General features: G+C 52.5%; 16 protein-coding genes. 9 read left to right on the forward strand and 7 right to left on the reverse strand.

Annotation, left to right across the window (positions count from 1 at the left end; genetic code table 11):
• Positions 1-166 precede the first annotated feature (166 nt).
• The 5 genes from B9A24_RS13900 to B9A24_RS13920 all read left to right on the forward strand — a co-directional run bounded on the left by B9A24_RS13900 (position 167) and on the right by B9A24_RS13920 (position 5,562).
• Positions 167-2,212 carry a BatA domain-containing protein gene (locus B9A24_RS13900; protein ID WP_084446630.1) on the forward strand — a complete coding sequence of 682 codons (2,046 nt, stop codon included), beginning with the start codon at positions 167-169 and terminating at the stop codon, positions 2,210-2,212.
• A 61-nt stretch (positions 2,213-2,273) separates the two neighbouring features.
• Complete coding sequence (locus B9A24_RS13905; protein WP_159452052.1) at positions 2,274-2,801, forward strand: DUF4199 domain-containing protein; 528 nt, start codon at positions 2,274-2,276, stop codon at positions 2,799-2,801.
• Positions 2,802-2,849: 48 nt separating this feature from the next.
• A complete protein-coding gene (locus B9A24_RS13910; protein ID WP_084446632.1) occupies positions 2,850-3,377 on the forward strand; it encodes a DUF4199 domain-containing protein in 528 nt (175 codons plus the stop codon).
• The gene (locus tag B9A24_RS13915) at positions 3,370-4,356 is read left to right on the forward strand and encodes a glycosyltransferase family 2 protein (RefSeq protein WP_084446633.1); all 987 of its coding nucleotides are present in this window, start codon (positions 3,370-3,372) and stop codon (positions 4,354-4,356) included. Before B9A24_RS13910 ends, B9A24_RS13915 begins: the two co-directional genes overlap by 8 nt.
• A gap of 81 nt (positions 4,357-4,437) precedes the next feature.
• The gene (locus B9A24_RS13920; RefSeq protein ID WP_084446634.1) at positions 4,438-5,562 is read left to right on the forward strand and encodes a glycosyltransferase; all 1,125 of its coding nucleotides are present in this window, start codon (positions 4,438-4,440) and stop codon (positions 5,560-5,562) included.
• Here B9A24_RS13920 and B9A24_RS13925 read toward each other — a convergent pair.
• Positions 5,559-6,674: a glycosyltransferase family 9 protein gene (locus B9A24_RS13925; RefSeq protein ID WP_084446635.1), complete on the reverse strand. Its 1,116-nt coding sequence runs from the start codon at positions 6,672-6,674 to the stop codon at positions 5,559-5,561. The two genes, B9A24_RS13920 and B9A24_RS13925, sit on opposite strands and share 4 nt — an antisense overlap.
• Positions 6,675-6,770: 96 nt before the next feature.
• Positions 6,771-8,129 (reverse strand): adenylosuccinate lyase, encoded by a 1,359-nt coding sequence (gene purB / locus B9A24_RS13930; protein WP_084446636.1) that lies wholly within the window; start codon positions 8,127-8,129, stop codon positions 6,771-6,773.
• A 159-nt stretch (positions 8,130-8,288) separates the two neighbouring features.
• Here purB and B9A24_RS13935 point away from each other — a divergent pair, with 159 nt between their 5' ends.
• Positions 8,289-10,439: a transglycosylase domain-containing protein gene (locus B9A24_RS13935; protein ID WP_084446637.1), complete on the forward strand. Its 2,151-nt coding sequence runs from the start codon at positions 8,289-8,291 to the stop codon at positions 10,437-10,439.
• Between the two features lie 161 nt (positions 10,440-10,600).
• Here the strand turns inward: B9A24_RS13935 and B9A24_RS13940 are convergent, their stop codons facing one another.
• The 3 genes from B9A24_RS13940 to hemG form a co-directional block, all read right to left on the reverse strand.
• Positions 10,601-11,545, reverse strand: coding sequence for a TerC family protein (locus tag B9A24_RS13940; RefSeq protein ID WP_084446638.1), 945 nt, complete (start codon positions 11,543-11,545; stop codon positions 10,601-10,603).
• 67 nt (positions 11,546-11,612) lie between these two features.
• Positions 11,613-12,398, reverse strand: a complete 786-nt coding sequence (locus tag B9A24_RS13945; RefSeq protein WP_084446639.1) for a polyprenol monophosphomannose synthase — start codon at positions 12,396-12,398, stop codon at positions 11,613-11,615.
• A 26-nt stretch (positions 12,399-12,424) separates the two neighbouring features.
• The gene (gene hemG, locus B9A24_RS13950) at positions 12,425-13,756 is read right to left on the reverse strand and encodes a protoporphyrinogen oxidase (RefSeq protein WP_084446640.1); all 1,332 of its coding nucleotides are present in this window, start codon (positions 13,754-13,756) and stop codon (positions 12,425-12,427) included.
• A gap of 164 nt (positions 13,757-13,920) precedes the next feature.
• Between hemG and B9A24_RS13955 the strand changes: the two genes are divergently transcribed.
• Positions 13,921-14,460, forward strand: a complete 540-nt coding sequence (locus B9A24_RS13955; RefSeq protein ID WP_084446641.1) for a D-glycero-alpha-D-manno-heptose-1,7-bisphosphate 7-phosphatase — start codon at positions 13,921-13,923, stop codon at positions 14,458-14,460.
• Between the two features lie 88 nt (positions 14,461-14,548).
• Here B9A24_RS13955 and B9A24_RS22100 read toward each other — a convergent pair whose 3' ends face one another.
• Together B9A24_RS22100 and B9A24_RS13960 are read right to left on the reverse strand one after the other, a co-directional pair.
• Positions 14,549-14,701: a hypothetical protein gene (locus B9A24_RS22100; RefSeq protein ID WP_159452053.1), complete on the reverse strand. Its 153-nt coding sequence runs from the start codon at positions 14,699-14,701 to the stop codon at positions 14,549-14,551.
• Between the two features lie 357 nt (positions 14,702-15,058).
• A complete protein-coding gene (locus tag B9A24_RS13960; RefSeq protein ID WP_084446642.1) occupies positions 15,059-16,459 on the reverse strand; it encodes a type III PLP-dependent enzyme domain-containing protein in 1,401 nt (466 codons plus the stop codon).
• A gap of 261 nt (positions 16,460-16,720) precedes the next feature.
• Between B9A24_RS13960 and rocF the strand changes: the two genes are divergently transcribed.
• Together rocF and B9A24_RS13970 are read left to right on the forward strand one after the other, a co-directional pair.
• Entirely contained in the window at positions 16,721-17,713 is a 993-nt protein-coding gene (gene rocF / locus B9A24_RS13965; protein ID WP_084446643.1) for an arginase, read from the forward strand.
• A 171-nt stretch (positions 17,714-17,884) separates the two neighbouring features.
• Positions 17,885-18,331, forward strand: coding sequence for a YbaY family lipoprotein (locus B9A24_RS13970; RefSeq protein ID WP_084446644.1), 447 nt, complete (start codon positions 17,885-17,887; stop codon positions 18,329-18,331).
• Positions 18,332-18,405 lie beyond the last annotated feature (74 nt).

Here is an 18,405-nt window from a genome sequence, read left to right on the forward strand (position 1 = left end):
GTTTATGCCTTAGCAAGACAATAAATGATGTTATGCGACCTTTGTATCCATTTTCTGGAAATGGTGTTTATATCAACTACAAAAGCCTGTTTCCAGTAAGCTGTCATAAGGACTGCTTAACATCAGATTATAAGTAACGATTTTCTTTGAAGCAGTATTATTAGCAATGGCACTTCTATTTCCGTGGTTTTTATTGGGATTACTTGGGATAGCTATACCTATCGCTATTCATTTCTTCGAGTTGCGTAAGCCTCAACTTGTTCATTTTACTAATGTTAGTTTCATTAAGGAAGTGAAGCTGGTAACTGCTCGCCAAAGGAAGCTAAAGCATTTACTTATTCTATTAGCCCGGATAGGATTCGTTTTATTTTTGGTGCTAATGTTCTGTCAGCCATTTATACCTGCTATTAAGCAGGATGCAAGACAGGGGCAGTCTGTGTCTATGCTTATAGATACTTCACCAAGCATGCAAGCTCAGGGTAACGACCAGTCTTTATTGGATATGGCAGTCCAAGAAGCTAATGGCCTTTCGAATGTGTATCCAGCAACAACACGGTTTCAGCTTCCCAACGTAGCTAATACATTAAATAAATTTGCTTTTCAAGCTGCTACGGGACAGCTCACCGTATCAGGGCAAGCTGAGAGTTTAGGTGCTTTGCTAGCTAAGGGTAAAGGTTTTAGTGGAAAAGGGCAGACTTTTATTTTTTCAGATTTTCAGAAGAATAGTTTCTCTTCTGATTTCCTGTCCCAGCTTGATTCAACGGACAAGATATTTCTGGTACCCTTAGCGCAGAATGAAGTTTCTCAGAATGTATATGTAGATAGTGTAGGGCTAGATGATGCTTTTGTGCGGCGCGGAACTGATATTATATTGCGGATTCGACTTCGTAATGGAGGACAGGTTCCCGTTGCTAATTGTCAGGTGAGATTGTTTATAGGAGATAAACAGGCAGCGGTTTATCGTGCAGCTATTAATATAGAGAGTCCGACTATCACATCAGTACGAGTGCGCATTGACAGTAATGAGTTACAACGCTGTCGGGTAGAAATAGAGGATTTTCCTGTAACCTTTGATAATACATACTATTTTACTTTGCAACCTTCGCCTCAGATCCGCATAGTGGATTTGGCTACTGGAGAACCAGCTACGCAGCGTTTGTATGCAAATGAGTCTTTGTTTTCCTACAGCAGAAGTAGCCCGCAAGCAGTAAATTACCGCTTGTTGGAAGGCGCAAATCTGGCTTTAATACAGCAACCACTCGTGGATGCGAGCCTACGCGAAAACATAAAAAGGTTGGTAGAAAAAGGTGGCTCAGTAGTTATTGTGCCACCATCTCTCGCGGCGGGTCGCGCGTCCTATACTCAATTGTTCCGTGATTTAGGAATAGGATCAGTACAGTGGGAGCCAGTGCCAACAGGTGCCCCAATCCTACGAGATGTGGCTGCTCCTAGCCTACAGAATCCTTTCTTTAAGGAGGTATTCGCCACGCAAAACCGGCAGCCCGTGATGCCGAAGGTATCACCTGTGCTACGCTGGTCGAGGTCGGGAACGGATATTTTGCGACTACAAGATGGAGATGGCTACTTAGCTAGTTTCAGTAGCGGACGTGGCATCGTGTATTTGTTTTCAGCTCCGTTTGAGAGCAGCTATTCAGATTTTACTAATCATGCGCTTTTTGTGCCAGTGATGTACCGATTGGCTATGCAAAGCTTTCGCAATGACCAGAACCCAGCTTATCGCTTGAATCAACGGACGGTAGCAGTGGCTATGTCAGAGGAGACAGATAAGGCTGAACAGGTATTTAAGCTAACAAAAGATAGCTCGACGTTCATTCCTGTTCAGCGATTTCAGGCAGGAGAGCTTCGCTTTGATGTTCCGCCTGGAATGCAAACCCCCGGATTTTATCAGCTCACGCGTAACGAGCAGATAATTAAAACACTGGCCTTCAACTTTGACAAGCGCGAATCTAATCTGGCCCGCTACTCAGCGGATAAGTTACGCACCTTGCTTGGGCAAAATCATCCGAATATTCAGATCTATGACGCCGCTGGGGGGCAAACTTTGGCGGCGCAATATCGTGCCGAGCGGATAGGCACACCGCTTTGGCAGTACTGCTTATGGGCTGCGCTAGCCTGTCTGCTTGCTGAGGGATTGCTGCTTCGTTTTATGACGAGGCGTAGCACGGTGGAGCCAGTGGCTATGGCGGCCTGAAAAGCCCCCAGCAGCATTTCGGCCGGCATCCACTATCTTGCCGCATCACCTCGCAAATCAAGTGAACTCGGCCACTTCATCTAATCGATTTACGGTACGGCAGGCTCTTCGCTACGGGGTAGGTGCAGGGATTATATGTGTTATTTGGGTAGTGATTCTTTACCTGACTGATACTAATCCTTATGGCCCTAAGCGGCTGCTGAGTGTATTCGTGCCACCATTGGCTGCTTTATTCAGCCAGTGGGCAGTTCGGCGTTCTTTTTTGCCTGCCGGACCAGGCTTACGACGTGTATTGCTGGCTGGCATTCTGACGACAGTTCTGGCGGCCGTTACGTCGGCGGCGGGCGTATATGGGTTTGCCCGCGTTACCGGACGGGCACCAATTGATCGGCACTTAACGGAGATGAAGACGCTTTTGGAGGCTAGTAGGGCCGAATTCATCAAGCAGCCAGGCGGCCAAGCACAATATGAGCGCGCCCGCCAAAGCCTCGCTCATACGCCCCAGGCATTAGCATCTGATGATTTTGAGAAGAAATTACTGTTTGGATTGCTTTTGAGCTTTCCGGGAGCCGTTTTTTTTAGAAAATAACTGCTTTCTTGCTGTTATTACTCATCTAATTCTCATTCTACTAACGCCATGGAAAACACGTCTACTCCAGTTTCTACAACATCATTTGGCTTGCGCTACGGGCTTCTGACGGGTATTGTATCCGTTATTTATTCATTTATTCTGCTAGCAGCCAATATGGAGCAGAATACCGCGCTAAGCCTTTTAAGTTTGGTTATTCTGGTGGGTGGTATTTTCCTAGCGCATAAAAAATACAAGGAAAATAATAGTGGCTTTATGTCATATGGCCAAGGACTTGGAATCGGAACGCTCGTTAGCTTGATTTCTGGTCTGCTGGGGGGCATTTTTCGCTACGTTTACATGGAGTTTATCGATCCATCCGCAGCCCAGCGTACAATTGAGCAAACTCGCGCTAAGATGGAGGAAGCCGGCAATATGAGCGACGCTCAGATAGATCAGGCTATTCAGATGTCGCAGCGTTTCGCGAGTGGTCCACTTGGTATTGCGGTGGCCATCATCGGATCAGCTTTTATTGGCTTTTTGATTACTCTTATCATAGCTGCTATCACCAAGCATAATCGTCCCGAATTTGAGTAAGCGTTTGCCGCAGCATTTCCCCGTCGAAATATCGGTCGTAATCCCACTGCTCAATGAAGCAGAGTCGTTGCCGGAATTAACGCGTTGGATTCATCGGGTGCTGGCTCAGCACGGACTCACGTACGAAGTCATTTTGATAGATGACGGCAGCACGGATAATTCGTGGGAGGTAATCGAGGAATTGGCGCAGGCTGATACTCACCTGCGCGGCATTCGCTTCAATCGTAATTATGGTAAGTCAGCGGCTCTCAACGTAGCCTTTCGGGCGGCGGTTGGCCGCGTGGTGTGCACCATGGATGCCGATTTGCAGGACTCACCGGAAGAACTGCCCGAGCTCTACCGCATGATTACGGAAGAGCACTATGACTTAGTGAGTGGCTGGAAGAAGAAGCGTTTCGACCCACTGAGCAAAACTATTCCAACCAAGCTTTTTAATGGGGTTACGCGCTGGATATCAGGTATTAAGCTGCATGATTTCAACTGCGGCCTCAAAGCCTATGATCAACGCGTAGTGAAAGGCATTGAAGTGTACGGTGAGATGCACCGCTATATTCCGGTTATCGCAAAGTGGAACGGCTTTGCTCGAATCGGGGAAAAGTCGGTACAACATCAGGAGCGTAAGTATGGGGTCACAAAATTCGGCTTAGAACGCTTTGTATACGGTTTTCTGGACTTACTGAGCATCACCTTCGTAAGTCGATTCCGGCGGCGGCCTATGCACTTTTTTGGTACGATGGGCACGTTGTCGTTTCTACTCGGAATGATCATCACCCTGTGGTTGGGGGGGCAAAAAGTGTATCTGGCGCTGAATAATTTAAAAGCGCGCGACGTAACCGCACAGCCCTTGTTCTTTCTGGCTTTGGTGGCGGTGGTAGTAGGGGTTCAGCTGTTTTTAGCAGGCTTTCTGGCCGAGATGATTTCCCTGAGCGGGGCTCGTCGAAACGACTACTTGGTACGCGAGAAACTGAATATTAAATAGCGTAGTAGCTCGTAATCAAGCATTGGTTAACACTTGCTGGCTATGAACTACTTGTTTATTCATTCATGCTAAGCTGAAACTATGCGCGTCGTCATTATTGGGCCAGCGTACCCGTTACGGGGTGGCTTAGCTACCTACAACGAGCGGTTGGCGCGGGCTTTCCACGACGTCGGCGACGAGGTACGGCTGGTTACGTTCAGCTTACAATATCCAAGCTTCCTGTTTCCAGGGCAAACGCAGTTTAGTACGGAAAAAGCCCCCCAGGATTTACAGATTGAGGTTAGTATCAATTCGGTGAGCCTGGTATCGTGGTGGCGCGTGGGCAATCGGCTGCGCCGCGAAAAGCCGGATTTGGTTGTCTTTCGCTTCTGGCTGCCATTTATGGGCCCGTCGCTGGGCACCATTGCGCGCCTTATTACCCGCAACCGCCACACGCGCGTAGTAGCCATCACCGATAATGTAATTCCGCACGAAAGACGCCCCGGCGACCGCCCCCTGACGCGCTATTTCCTGGCGGCTTGCCACGGCTTCGTTACCATGTCGCGCTCCGTGCTGGCCGACCTGCGCCGGTTGCATTTCAACCAGCCCGCCCGCTACCAGCCACATCCGCTCTACGATAACTTCGGCCCTTTAAAGTCAAAGTCTGCGGCCTTGCAGGCGTTAAACCTCAGCCCAGATTTTCAGTACATTCTGTTTTTTGGCTTCATTCGGGCCTATAAAGGACTGGATCTGTTGCTTGAGGCCTTCGCGGATGAGCGGCTCAGCGTCTTACCCGTTAAGCTTATTATTGCCGGCGAATTTTACGAGCCTGCTGCACCCTACGACACCCTTATTCAGCAATATAAAGTAGAGGAACGCTTGGTGCGTGCCACCGACTTTATTCCTAATGAGCGCGTAGCCGACTACTTTTGCGCCGCCGATCTGGTAGTTCAGCCTTATAAAAACGCGACTCAGAGCGGCGTGTCGCAGATTGCCTATCACTTTGAGCGACCCATGCTGGTTACTAATGTAGGCGGCCTATCGGAACTGATACCCGATGGCGAAGTGGGGTATGTAACCAAAGCTCAGCCTAAAGCTATTGCTGACGCCTTGGTTGATTTTTACCAAAACCAGCGCGAAGAACAGTTTACGGCTGGTGTGCGGGAATATAAAAAGCAGTTCTCCTGGAGTGAGATGGTAACAGCGCTGAAAGCAGTGGCAAGCTAGACTGCCTTCTGCATGGCCGAAGCCGGCAGCGAAGCCCGCACGGCCGCAAAGACCTTACTGGGGGCCAAATCTTCCATGCAACTCGTGCCCAGCTTACAAGTACCACGATAGAAGCAGACGCACTGTCGGTCGGGCTGCACGATCTGGCCGCGGCCGTACAGGTCGAATTCGTGGGGATTGAAAATGTTGTTCATCAGCACCGTTGGCTTGCCCAAGGCAATGCTGATGTGCATGGCCATGGTAACTTGGGTCACTACCAGCTCCATTTGCTGCATCAAATTGATAAACTGCTCCAGCGGAAACGTGCCCAGATAAGCGGCTCCGGTAGCCAGATGCAAGCGTTGATTGCGCTCATCTTCAGCCACGCCACCGAGCAGCACGGGAATATAGCCGGCTTGCTGAAGCTGGGAGATTAGATCTATCCAATGCGTATCAGACCATAAGCGCGTGGTCCACCGGTCGCCGCATCCGGTATTGAGGCCGATGCGCGGACGGCTCGTCGGTAAGGAATCCCAGCGGTATCCTTTGTCATCATGAGTATCAAACACGTATTCTTCGCCCCGAAACTCATAGCCACAGAGCTCAAAAATCTCCTGCGCATAAGGCTTCTGATTTTGTAAGCTCAGCTCATCAAACACGCCAGTCAGGAACTTATGATTGGCCAACGTATTACCGGGCCAGGGTACACCATTCGGGAGCAGCGTATAGCCAAACTTTTGAACCGCCCGAATGGTGTCATGCAGGGCGCAGGCTTCTTTATCCTTGTCCAGATTGAATAGAAGCTCAAACTGGCGGGCTTGCAGGTGCAGCACGCTAGTCAAATCCAGCTTCAGGATCTCATCGACGGCGCTGGGGGGCAAAATGGCGGGCGTGTGCGTGAGCCAGGTGATTTTCGCAGCCGGGTATTCCTGCCGCAGCCGGCGCAAAAGCGGTGTCGTCCGAATCACGTCGCCGATGGCACCGAGCTTGATGATGAGAATGCGTTCCTGCGTAGGCGCGTACACCGGGCAGCCGGCGCACTGATAGCCGTGTTCTTTATTAGGCCGACAAGGCACATCACCGCGAAAATGGCGGCAGTCAGGCTGAACGAGGATGCCGTTGAGTTCGGGCATTGAAGGAATAGAAAGCTGAAGTTATCGTTTGGTTTGTTCTACAATCTGGCGAATGGCGCTGTTACTCCAAGCACATTCATTGTTAATCAACGACTGTTAGATACCCACATAATTCATTGGCGAGATGCTTCGCAGTTCGGCTTTCACCTCCTCGCTCACCGTTAATGTCTCAATGAACTCCCGGATTGTTTGCTCGGTGATGGGGCCGTGGGTTCGGGTGAGTGCTTTGAGCGCGTTGTAAGGATCAGGATAGTTTTCGCGGCGCAGAATGGTTTGGATAGCCTCGGCAACTACTGGCCAGTTGGCGTCAAGGTCGCGGCGCAGAGCGTCTTCATCAAGAGCCAGTTTGCTTAAGCCGCGTTGGAGAGAATTGAGGGCCAGCAAGGTATGGCCAAGTGGCACCCCCAGGTTTCGGAGTACGGTGGAGTCGGTGAGGTCGCGCTGAAGGCGGGAAATAGGCAGCTTAGCAGCTAAATGCTCCAGCAAAGCATTGGCCACCCCCAGGTTACCCTCCGCATTCTCGAAATCAATAGGATTCACCTTGTGCGGCATAGCCGAAGAACCTACCTCGCCGGCCTTAATGGTCTGACGAAAGTAGCCCAGCGAAATGTACTGCCACACGTCGCGGGCAAAGTCGATCAGAATGGTGTTCAGTCGTTTTAAGCCGTCGCAGGTAGCGGCCAGGTGGTCGTAATGCTCAATCTGGGTAGTCGGGTGGCTGCGATGCAAGCCTAAAGTCGTGTTCACGAACTGGTCCGCAAATGCCTTCCAGTCTACCATTGGATAGGCTACGTGATGGGCGTTGAAGTTGCCGGTGGCTCCGCCAAACTTAGCTCCGAATGGGACCTGGGTCAGGAGCGCCAACTGCGCCGTCAGCCGCGCGGCAAATACTTCTATTTCTTTGCCTAGGCGGGTTGGGGAAGCCGGCTGACCATGAGTGCGCGCAAGCATCGGAATTGCCCCCCAGGTTTGGGAAAGCTGCTGCAAATGCTGTTGCAGGCCAGTGTATTGCGGCAGCAGTACTTCCGTCAGAGCCTCGCGCAGGCTAAGGGGAATAGCCGTATTGTTGATGTCCTGGGATGTGAGACCAAAGTGAATAAACTCCAGGTATTCGCTTAGGCCCAGGGAAGAGAACTGATCACGCAGGAAATATTCAACCGCTTTCACATCGTGGTTGGTCACGCGCTCGTGCGCTTTCACGGCCTCAGCTTCACTGACGGAGAAAGTCTCGTAAATGGCTCGCAGTGAATTAAATGTGCCAGAATCAATGCCGGATAACTGAGGTAGCGGCAGCTCACAAAGCGCGATAAAGTACTCCACTTCTACCCGCACCCGATAACGAATCAGCGCCAGCTCAGAAAAATAAGGCGCCAACGGGGCCGTCTGGCGGTGGTAGCGGCCATCAAGGGGGGAGAGAGCAGTGAGCGGCGAAAGCGTATTGTCAGGTGCAGACATGGGGAGCAGAAAACGTCAGAAGGACCAAAGGTAGCGAATGCACCCGCGCTACCATAAACGCCACGTTCGGCTTTTCGCTACCTTTGTGGCTCATGCGGTCGTGGGTTCGGCGCGAAATTCGCAGAGCCTGGTCGCGATATCCTCTCCCTGATTATTCGCGTGACTCCTGCTACTAAGAAAAAAATAGCCATTGGCTCAGGCATCCTCGTGCTGTTGCTGGCCGGTGCCGTTGGCGTATTCTTCCTGAAGCGCCAGCAACTTCTGGACTACGCTCTCGCACAGGTTAAACTGCGGGTAGAGCGGAAGTATCCCGCGCAGCTTACCCTTGGGCCGGCCAGGTTCACTGACTTCAATACCGTACGCATTGATGGTGTTTCCTTCGTGCCTACCGGGCACGATACGTTGCTACGGGCCCGGAGCATTAACGCTTCACTCAGTGCCCGCTCATTGTTCGCCGGGCGGCCGGTATTTAGCAATCTGCAAATCGACAATGCCCGACTGACGGCACGCAAAACGGCTGCCACCGATAATTTCTCCTTCCTCTACAAAACCAAAAACCGCCCAGCAACGGTGGTGCGCGATACCACGCAGGGCACCAATTATGGCCTGCTGCTGAATCAGTTCATCGAGGCCGGATTTGATAATATTCCTGCGGAGGCTGATTTTAAGAACTTCCTTGTTAGCTACCGTAGCCCAGGACACGAGGCAACCATTGCTATGCCCAGCCTCACCATTGAGGATGGCAATATCGCGGGCCAGTTGACGGCTACCTTTGATTCCGTAGAGAATAGAGTAGGCATTCGGGGACATGTAGAGCCTCGCGACTACGCGGTGCAGGCCAAAGTATATGGGCTGAATAAGCGGCCAGTAGTGTTCCCCTATTTACAGCAGCGCTACAAGGCACGCGTACAGTTTGATACGTTGCGCTTTAGCCTGACCGACAAAGACCTAGATGATGACGAGCTGACACTGCGTGGGACGGCCGCAGCCAGCAACTTTGCCGTGTATCAGGCCAAACTGTCTGATCGGGATATTGTGGTGCGCAGTGGGGGCATGGACTTCGTGGCCACGCTGGGCCAGGGGGCTTTTTCGCTGGCTAAGGGCACGAAGGTTACGCTGAATAAGATGGTGTTTTACCCTGCCATCAGTGTGCGCAAGCTGCCGGTTCAGCAGCGCCGCATTGGTAAAAAACTTAACGGGCTGACCTCTCGCAAAGATTTGCTGGCTGGCTTGCAGTTCAATGCCGATATCAAGTCAATGGAAACGACGGCCAACGATTTTTTTGCTTCGTTGCCGGAAGGCATGTTTGAAACGCTGGAGGGCACGCAGGGAGAAGGTACGCTCACGTATAGCCTTCAGGCGGCGCTGGACATGAATAAGCTCGACAGCCTGAAGTTCAACTCAACGCTGCGGAGTAAGAACTTTCGGATTACCCGCTGGGGCAATGAGGATATGAGTAAGCTCAACCAGGCTTTTGCCTATACCGCTTATAACGATAGAGGCGACTCTATTCGCACGTTTAAGGTAGGTGCTCCCAATCGGGATTTTACCCCGTTTAGCCGCATTTCCAATCACCTGAAGAACGCTATTCTAACGGCCGAAGACCCGCGTTTTTTCACGCATAAAGGCTTTATGGAAAGAGCCTTTGTGAAGTCGGCTATTCAGAATATTAAGGAGAAGCGCTTCGCGCGGGGCGGCAGTACTATTTCGATGCAGCTGGTCAAAAATGTGTTTTTGACGCGCAAGAAAACGCTGGCTCGCAAAGCGGAGGAGACCCTGATTGTATGGATTATTGAAAACACGCGTCTGGCGTCGAAGGAACGCATGTTTGAAGTGTACCTCAACATTATTGAGTGGGGACCCAAAGTGTACGGGGTGATGGACGCGGCGCGTTTCTACTTCGCCAAGTCGCCCGACGAGCTGAACCTGTCCGAGAGCTTGTACCTGGCCAGCATTGTGCCCAAGCCTAAGTTCTACCGCTATTCCTTCGATAGCTACGGCAACCTACGTGGCAGTGCGCGCTACTTCTACCGTCTCATCGCGGGTATTATGGCCCAACGTGGTATGATTTCACAAAACGCTTATAATGACCTGTCGCTGGGCGTGGCGCTTAACGGTCCGGCGCGCAAGTATATCGTGACAGCCGTGGATACGGTACGGGCCTTCGCGCCTGCCGATTCCGCGCAGTTTGAGCCGTTGAATCTGATTGATTTGCTCGGTGGTAATCCAACCCCCGATGAGGGCGTAAACACCAACGTGCCTAATCAAGAAGGAAATAACACGCCTACGCCAACCCCGCAAAAGCCATAATTCAGGCGTACTTTCTGGTTTAGCGAAGAGTTGTACGTCTGTCTGGGTTTCTTTTAACTGAGAAGGTGAAAGGATGTAAGCTGTGTCTCATTCCAAAGAAATTTACTGTCACAAAAAAGCCCCCCAAAAGTTCTCCGGGGGGCTTTTTTGTGGTAGCCAGGTTATTTTGGTAATGGTAAAGTGTCCTCTTCCTCCTTCTTGGGGAAGAGCAAGGATACAACAACCGATACAGCCAGGATGAAGCCTACCACTCCCAAAGAAAGTGCCATGGGAATATGGAGATAATCGGTTACCAGGAGCTTGAAACCGATAAAGATCAGGATGAGTGATAAACCATAGTGCAGGTAATGGAAAAGCCGCATGAGGCCTTCCAAAGCGAAGTACAACGCCCGCAAACCCAGTAAGGCAAACACATTGGAAGTATACACGATGAATGTGTCGCGGGAGACGGCCAGAATCGCGGGAATAGAATCGGCGGCAAATACCACATCTGTCGTTTCCACCATTACCAGCACTACGAACAGAGGAGTGGCGAAGAGCAGATTTTCCTTGCGTACGAAGAAGCGACCATCCTCTATCTTGCTGGTAATGGGTATGTAACGGCTCAGAAACTTGACCACGGGATTGTTATCGGGGTCAATTTCGGGCTCACTGCCGCTGGTGGCCATTTTTATGCCCGTATAAATCAGGAAGGCGCCCAAGGCATAGAGCAGGATGTGGAATTTGGCCAGCAAAGCTGCTCCCACCAGAATAAAGATTGCGCGTAGCAGCAGGGCGCCAATAATGCCCCAGAAAAGGATCTTGTGCTGGTATTGTTGCGGAACCTTGAAGTAGCTGAAAATGAGCAGAAATACGAATAGGTTGTCTACGCTCAAGGACTTCTCAATCAGGTAGCCGGTAAGGAATTCTAGTCCGGCCTGCTGCCCCATTGTGCGATACACGAGGTAATTGAAGGTAAGAGAAAGGGCAATCCAGAACGCGCTCCAGCCCAGGGCTTCGCGCATTTTTACCACATGAGCCTTGCGGTTGAATACCAGCAAATCCAGCATTAGCATCGCTAATACAAAGACGTTGAAGCCGACCCAAAAGGCGGGGGTATTTTCCATTCGTTGGTGGTAGGTAGATACTGGACCGCTGCCCGGCTGCGACTTTGCCGTAGGTGCCTTACCTGGTTTAGCGGGCCGGGGTTGCGGTCGAAGCTGAAATAGCGTCGGCGCTGGCCACTGGGGCCCGGTCGAAGCGGCGAAACCAGCTGGCCACTTTCATCTGCACGACGCCGAAAAACGCTTCTTTAAAAATACCCTTCGACATCTTGGAAGTGCCGCGGGTACGGTCGGTGAAAATGATCGGGACTTCTTTTATGCGGAAGCCGTATTTGTAAGCCAGCCACTTCATCTCAATCTGGAAGGCATAGCCCACGAAGCGAATGCGGTCAAGCTCGATAGTGCGCAGCACCTCAGCCGAATAGCATTTGAAACCCGCCGTAGCATCGGCGATGGGCATACCCGTAATGAAGCGAACGTAGGCGGAGGCAAACCACGACATTAACACCCGATCCATCGGCCAGTTAACTACGTTCACGCCCTGGCAGTAGCGACTGCCAATGGCCATGTCGTAGCCTTCTACGGTGCAGGCTTCATACAGGCGCTGGAGGTCGTCGGGATTATGCGAGAAGTCCGCGTCCATCTCAAATATGTAGCTGTAACTGCGCTTCAGGGCCCACCGAAAGCCAAAAATGTAGGCCGTCCCCAAACCTAATTTACCGCGTCGCTCCTCTAGGAAAAGGCGGTCGGGAAACTCGTTTTGCAGCTCCCGCACGACCTGAGCGGTACCGTCAGGCGAGCCATCGTCGATAACGAGCACGTCGAAGGCTTTGGGCAACGAGAATACCTTGCGAATGATCAGCTCCGCATTTTCGTGCTCGTTATATGTCGGAATCAGAACCAGCCCATCGTTCATTGGACCAAAGATAGAAATATAGGCACTCAAGCTGCACTATCAGTGATTTTTTCTGCCACTTGTCGAGCGTAGCGCACGCAGTCGGGTACGCCGACGCCGGCTCGCCAATTGGCCACAGCCTCTATTCCCTGAGCCGTCAGGGAATCGGCGGCGACATGAGCCGCTACGATGTTCGCGTCAAATTGCGGAATGGCCCTGGGCCAATAGTACTGGTGCTGCCATAGTGGGTCGCTCTTAATTCCGTAGAAGCGGCTTAACTCGGTGTGCACGGCCGCCTTTTGCTCATCGGCCAGCTGCCCGGCCTGCGCCGCGTATTGGCTGCCACCCACGAAGGTGGTAAACAATACCTGATCAGCAGGAGCCCGGTCGGGAAAGATAGAGCTGGTCCAGATGCTGCCGGCCGCGTAGGGCTGCTCTACCTTCGGGTGCAGAGCCCCAAAGCCATCGAGCGGGTGCGTCACATCGGCACGGCGATAGGCCGTGAATACAGCCGCCATTGGCGGATAATTCACGGCGGCTAAAGCAGCAGCCGCCTCCGGGAAAAGCGGTTTTAGCAACGGTACGGCAGCGTAGGCTGGCAGAGCCAGGGCCACTATATCGTATGAAGTATCCGAAAAAGGCCCCCGAACCGTCTGAACCTGGTATTTACCCGCTGCATCACGCGTCAGGCCCGTTACGGGCTGGCTTGGGTGGCGGTGAGTAAGGTGGTTGGTGAGGGCTACGACTAGCGTTTGGAGACCGCCGCGCAGAGAGAAAATTTTGCGCCGGCCACCCGCGCCGCCTGATTTGGCCAAGCCGCGCAGCACTGATCCGTGCGTTTGCTCCAAGGCAGCGAGCTTGGGGAAAGTCTTGTGCAGAAGCAGCTTTTCCGGGTCGCCGGCATAGATGCCTGAGATAAACGGATTGAGCGCGTAATCGACGATTTCGGAGCCAAAGCGCCGCCGAAAAAAGCCCCCCAGCGTCTCCTGCGCATTGGGTGGGGCGGCAGGACGAGTTAATTCGCGCAACAGATTCAGCTTGGCTTTTAAGCTAAAAAAACCACTGGTAAGCAATGCCGGTGGCGAGGCCGGCAATCGATGATAGCGCCCATCGCGCAGTATGTAGCGGTTGGCGCTGACGGCGGCCGTATCCTGAATTTCGCTGGTGAGGTGCAGGTCGGTGAGCAAGTCGCGTAGCTCGTCGCTGAGCTGCAAGGAGTTGGGACCGGTTTCGAGCAGGTAGCCATCACGGCGCTCGGTGCGCAAATTGCCCCCCAGTGCCTCGCTGGCCTCGAATAAATCGTAAGCAATACCGGCTTTTTGAAGATAAAAAGCGAGTGTAAGCCCCGAAATTCCTCCTCCCAGAATAGCGACTTTCATAGTCAGCAAAAAATAAGTGCCCCTAAGGTATGCGAGCTGAATAGTGGCCCACGAACGACACTTTCACCAACACACACAGCAGCTAATAAATGCCCTTTATTAGCAGTGCCCCAAAGGTAGGGCCGCTAATTTGCCCCCCAGCCAGAATCAGTAGCTTTATGCCAATGAATAACCCGCAAACTGCTGCTTCCTCTCGCGCCAAAGCCATTTTTCTGGACCGCGATGGAGTTTTGAATAAAGAAATCGGCGAATACGTGTGGCGCCTAGAGGACTTCGAGATACTAGAAGGCGTGCCAGCGAGCCTGGCTCGCCTCAAGGTGGCTGGCTATCATCTGATTGTAGTGACCAACCAAGCCGGCATTGCCAAAGGCTTATACACGGCTGCCGAGGTAAAGGCCTGCTACGCCAAGCTGCAAGCGGCCTGCGATAATGCGCTGGATGCGCTTTACTTCGCGCCGGGTCATCCTACAGTGAGTGAGTCGTTGCTGCGCAAACCAGATTCGTTGATGGTGGAAAAAGGCCTGGCGCGCTTTCAACTCGATCCGGCTCAGTGCTGGATAATCGGCGACCGACTCCGCGACCTGGAGGCCGGCGCTCGGGCCGGCGTGCGCGGCATTTTGGTTGGCGATGCTGTCATTCATCCCAACATTGTGCAGGCCAGTGATTTAGTGGGCGCTACCGGCTTTATACTTGGTAGTAGTTAAACTGCTGCTTACTTCTCTACACGCACCAAAGCCGGCCTCCCACTGAAGGAAGGCCGGCTTTGGTGCGTGTAGCAAAACCCTTGGCAACTTACTGCCGCGCGGCCGAAGTTTGTTCTGCGCTAGCCGTAATAGAAGACGAAACCTGGGTAGCGGGTTTGGTAGTGGCATAAGCCGGGCACTTGGTGCGGCACGAGCCCAGGCCGGCCAGTCCGACAACGGCTACTATAAGCAGTTTTTTCATGATAAAATACAAGTTGAGAGGAAATTCGGACGCTGATAGTGCATTCCTCAAATGTTATGCCCGATAACGCTTAGGCGCTATTTAAATTATCTGTGAGGCTACGAATTATAACGAGCTTACACAAAAGTAATACGATGGATTGTGTTTTAGTGGCTAGTATACCTGGGCCTTATCTACTGTTCAGTTATTAAATAGGGTCAGTAAAGCTCCTGTGGGCACACCACCTTCTACGGTGTGCTCCTGCAAACCCTGGGTATTTGATAATACCTAAAAAAGCCCCCACGGCGAAAGTAGGGGGCTTTTTTAGGTATTGCTATTTGCGTTCTGCCACTTCAGCTTTGGCCATAATCTGTGGTTCTACTGCTGATAGCCCAAAATGCGCATCATGCTGTCGCTGTCCTGCTCGTCGGCAAATACCCAATTGTGCAGCGTGCCGTCGGCGTCGCGGTCGAGGATGACGTGCTTGGGTGCCGGGATAAGACAGTGCTTGAGGCCGCCGTAGCCGGAAAGGCTTTCCTGGTAGGCGCCGGTATGGAAAAATCCAACGTAGAGCGGCTTGGCGTCGGTGGGCTTGCGCTCGGGTAGGAACACCTGATAAATGTGCTTTTCGGCGTTATAGTAGTCCTGCGAGTCGCAGGTGAGGCCGCCAAGCTGAATCTTCTTATAGGACTTCTCCCAGCCATTCAGCGCCAGCATGATAAAACGCTGATTCAGGGCCCAGGTATCAGGTAGGTTAGTGATGAAAGAGCCGTCGATCATATACCACAACTCCTTATCGCTCTGAAGTTTCTCATCCAGAATAGAGTAGATGGTAGCACCACTTTCGCCCACTGTGAAAATGCCGAACTCGGTGAAAATGTGTGGCTCCGGCACGCCTTCCTCCGCGCAAATACGCTTGATGGTGCGCAGAATCTCTTCCACCATGTACTGATAATCGTACTCGGGCTGAATGCTGGTTTGAATAGGCAGGCCGCCACCAATATCAATAGTAGTGAGGGTAGGGCACACGCGGCGCAGCTCGCAGTATTTGTGCACGAAGCGCGACAGCTCCGACCAATAGTAGCTAGTGTCTTTTATGCCGGTGTTGATGAAATAATGCAGCATAGTGAGCTGAAAGCGCGGGTCTTCCTTGATCTTCTGCTCATACAGCGGCAGCGCATCGGCGTAGCGGATGCCCAAGCGGGAGGTATAAAACTGGAAGCGCGGCTCCTCATCGGAGGCCAGGCGCATGCCTATGTTGCACTTCTCGGTTACGTGGTCGAGGTAATACTCTATCTCGGCGAGGTTGTCCAGGATGGGCATACAGTTCACGAAGCCCTCATTAATCAGCTCTGTGAGGTGCCGCTGATACCGCTCACGCTTGAAGCCGTTGGCAATGATATAGCTCTGCTTATTGAGCTTGCCCCGCCGATACAGCTCGCGCACGATGTGAATATCGAAGCCCGAGGAGGTTTCGATATGAATATCGTTTTTCAGGGCTTCTTCCAGCACAAAGCTGAAGTGCGACGACTTGGTGCAATAGCAGTACGTGTAGGTGCCTTGGTAATCGGTTTTCTTGATGGCGTCCGCAAACCAGGTCTTAGCCCGCTGAATCTGGGAGCTTATTTTAGGTAAATACGTGAGGCGCAACGGCGTACCATGCTCCTTTACAATATCCATGAGCGGAATATCGTGGAAGCGCAGCTCGTTATCCTGAACGGTAAAGTCGACAGTTGGGAAATCGAAGGTTTGGGAAATCAGGTCGTGGTAGGTATCCATTAGGGGAAGGGGGGGTGAGTTGCGGGAAATAACAAAACGTCATGCAGCGCAAAGCGAAGCATGACGTTCTTTTTAAACAACCATTTAACAACAAATTGTCTTTTGCGGGCTTTTCCGCACCTTTGTAGGCCGGCAAAGATAGGCGGTAGGTGGGTACTCCGATGCGGGGCACCCAGGGCGAGAGCGGTGAGACGTGGTCCTGCTCTCTGGTATTCGGCCAAGGCCCTTAGCCGCCCGTTGCTGTTGGCGCATCGTTCTTTTATGAAACGTATTAAGCTCATCGAAGTCCGCTCCGAGCTGGGAGCCGGGACTCGCGGGGCCAGTCTGGGCGTGGATGCGCTACGGATTGCCTGTTTAAACAAAGGTTCTGATTATTTCTGCCGGTTCAATTCCGTGGCTGTGCCAGATCTGAATCATGTGCTGTTCGACAAAAACCACTTCCCTTACGCCAAGCACATCGACTCCGTTTATACCGTTCAGAAAAACATTGCCAACACGGTAGAGCAGACGTTGCGCCTCGGTGAATTCCCGCTGGTGCTGGCCGGCGACCACTCCAACGCCGCCGCCACCCTGGCGGGCATTAAAACCGCTTATCCGCACAAAACCCTGGGTGTAGTGTGGATAGATGCCCACGCCGATATTCACTCGCCTTACACCACGCCCTCGGGCAATATTCATGGTATGCCCATCGCTATGGCACTGAACGAGGACAATCTGGAGTGTCAGCGCAACGTGCCGGAGCCCGAAACCGAGTTTTTCTGGCATCGCCTCAAGAATCTGGGCGAACCGGGCCCCAAGCTCAGCCCTGAACACCTGGTGTACGTGGTGGTGCGCGACACCGAGCATGAGGAAAACGAAGTAATCAAGCGCCACAACATCAAGAACTTCGGTCTGGCTGAGTTCAAAGAAAAAGGCCCGAAGCAGGTAGCCCGCGAAATTTATGAGCGCCTCCGCTACTGCGACTTAGTATATGTGTCCTTTGATGTCGATTCCCTGGATTCGCGCTTTAGCAAAGGCACCGGCACGCCAGTGAAGGAAGGCCTGAATGTGGAAGAGGCCATTGCTTTATGCCAGGCGTTGCTGGATAACGACCGGGTAGTGTGCTTCGAAATGGTAGAGATAAACCCTACGCTCGACTCAGAAAACACGATGGCCCGCAACGCCTTCGACATCCTGGAAGCGGCCACCGATACCATTCAGAATCATCTGCACCTGGCTGACGCTACCTCGCGCCAAAGCCGCGCTACTACGTAGCCACGGAGCGCTAAGCCCCCGCTTGACGAATCGTTGTCGTCGTTGCATAGCGCTAAAAAAGCCCCCCGGCGTTCATGAACGGGCTTCACCGCCACCGCGGCCGGAGTCGCGTTATCAAAGCTGCGTCTGCTTGCTTATATTCATCCAGGTTCAGGCTAAAACCCTAGTACTATGAAACTCAGATACGTGCGGTTGGGAATAATGGCTTTGACACTAAGTGCCTGCTCCGTAGCACCCCAGCAGCGCGGGCCGGAAGCCGATGTGCCCGGCCAGACCGTAAGTGCCGCAGTTACGGGCACGGTAAGCTACCGCGAGCGGATAGCCTTGCCGCCCACGGCCGTAGTAAAACTGCAACTCCTGGACGTAAGCTTCGCCGATGTAGCCGCCACCGTGCTCGACTCCCTGACCCTGCGCCCCTCAGAAGGCAAGCAGGTGCCCTACGAGTTTTTGCTGCGCTACGATCCGGCCCAAATCAACGCGCGCAACACGTATGCCGTGCAGGCGCGCATTCTGGTAGATGGTAAGTTGCTGTTTACTACCACGCAAGCCTACCCCGTTATTACCCACGGCAACCCCCTCGACGTGAACATTGTGCTCCAGCAGGTGGGCGCTAAATAAGTTGCTGGGGGGCTTTTTCGTGGCGTAAGCCGTAGCTTGCACTACTTTTGTGCCGCTTAACTTCCTAATTCTCC

The sequence above is a fragment of the Hymenobacter roseosalivarius DSM 11622 genome (assembly GCF_900176135.1).
In the GTDB taxonomy this organism is placed as follows: Bacteria; Bacteroidota; Bacteroidia; order Cytophagales; family Hymenobacteraceae; genus Hymenobacter; species Hymenobacter roseosalivarius.

Coding starts and splice junctions, on each gene's coding strand:
- B9A24_RS13910 (WP_084446632.1), top strand. CDS start 2,850: ATGGAAAACACGTCTACTCCAGTTTCTACAACATCATTTGGCTTGCGC.
- rocF (WP_084446643.1), top strand. CDS start 16,721: ATGAAACGTATTAAGCTCATCGAAGTCCGCTCCGAGCTGGGAGCCGGG.
- purB (WP_084446636.1), bottom strand. CDS start 8,129: ATGTCTGCACCTGACAATACGCTTTCGCCGCTCACTGCTCTCTCCCCC.
- B9A24_RS13925 (WP_084446635.1), bottom strand. CDS start 6,674: ATGCCCGAACTCAACGGCATCCTCGTTCAGCCTGACTGCCGCCATTTT.
- B9A24_RS13960 (WP_084446642.1), bottom strand. CDS start 16,459: ATGGATACCTACCACGACCTGATTTCCCAAACCTTCGATTTCCCAACT.
- B9A24_RS13970 (WP_084446644.1), top strand. CDS start 17,885: ATGAAACTCAGATACGTGCGGTTGGGAATAATGGCTTTGACACTAAGT.
- B9A24_RS13940 (WP_084446638.1), bottom strand. CDS start 11,545: ATGGAAAATACCCCCGCCTTTTGGGTCGGCTTCAACGTCTTTGTATTA.
- B9A24_RS13945 (WP_084446639.1), bottom strand. CDS start 12,398: ATGAACGATGGGCTGGTTCTGATTCCGACATATAACGAGCACGAAAAT.
- B9A24_RS13955 (WP_084446641.1), top strand. CDS start 13,921: ATGAATAACCCGCAAACTGCTGCTTCCTCTCGCGCCAAAGCCATTTTT.
- B9A24_RS13900 (WP_084446630.1), top strand. CDS start 167: ATGGCACTTCTATTTCCGTGGTTTTTATTGGGATTACTTGGGATAGCT.
- B9A24_RS13920 (WP_084446634.1), top strand. CDS start 4,438: ATGCGCGTCGTCATTATTGGGCCAGCGTACCCGTTACGGGGTGGCTTA.
- hemG (WP_084446640.1), bottom strand. CDS start 13,756: ATGAAAGTCGCTATTCTGGGAGGAGGAATTTCGGGGCTTACACTCGCT.
- B9A24_RS22100 (WP_159452053.1), bottom strand. CDS start 14,701: ATGAAAAAACTGCTTATAGTAGCCGTTGTCGGACTGGCCGGCCTGGGC.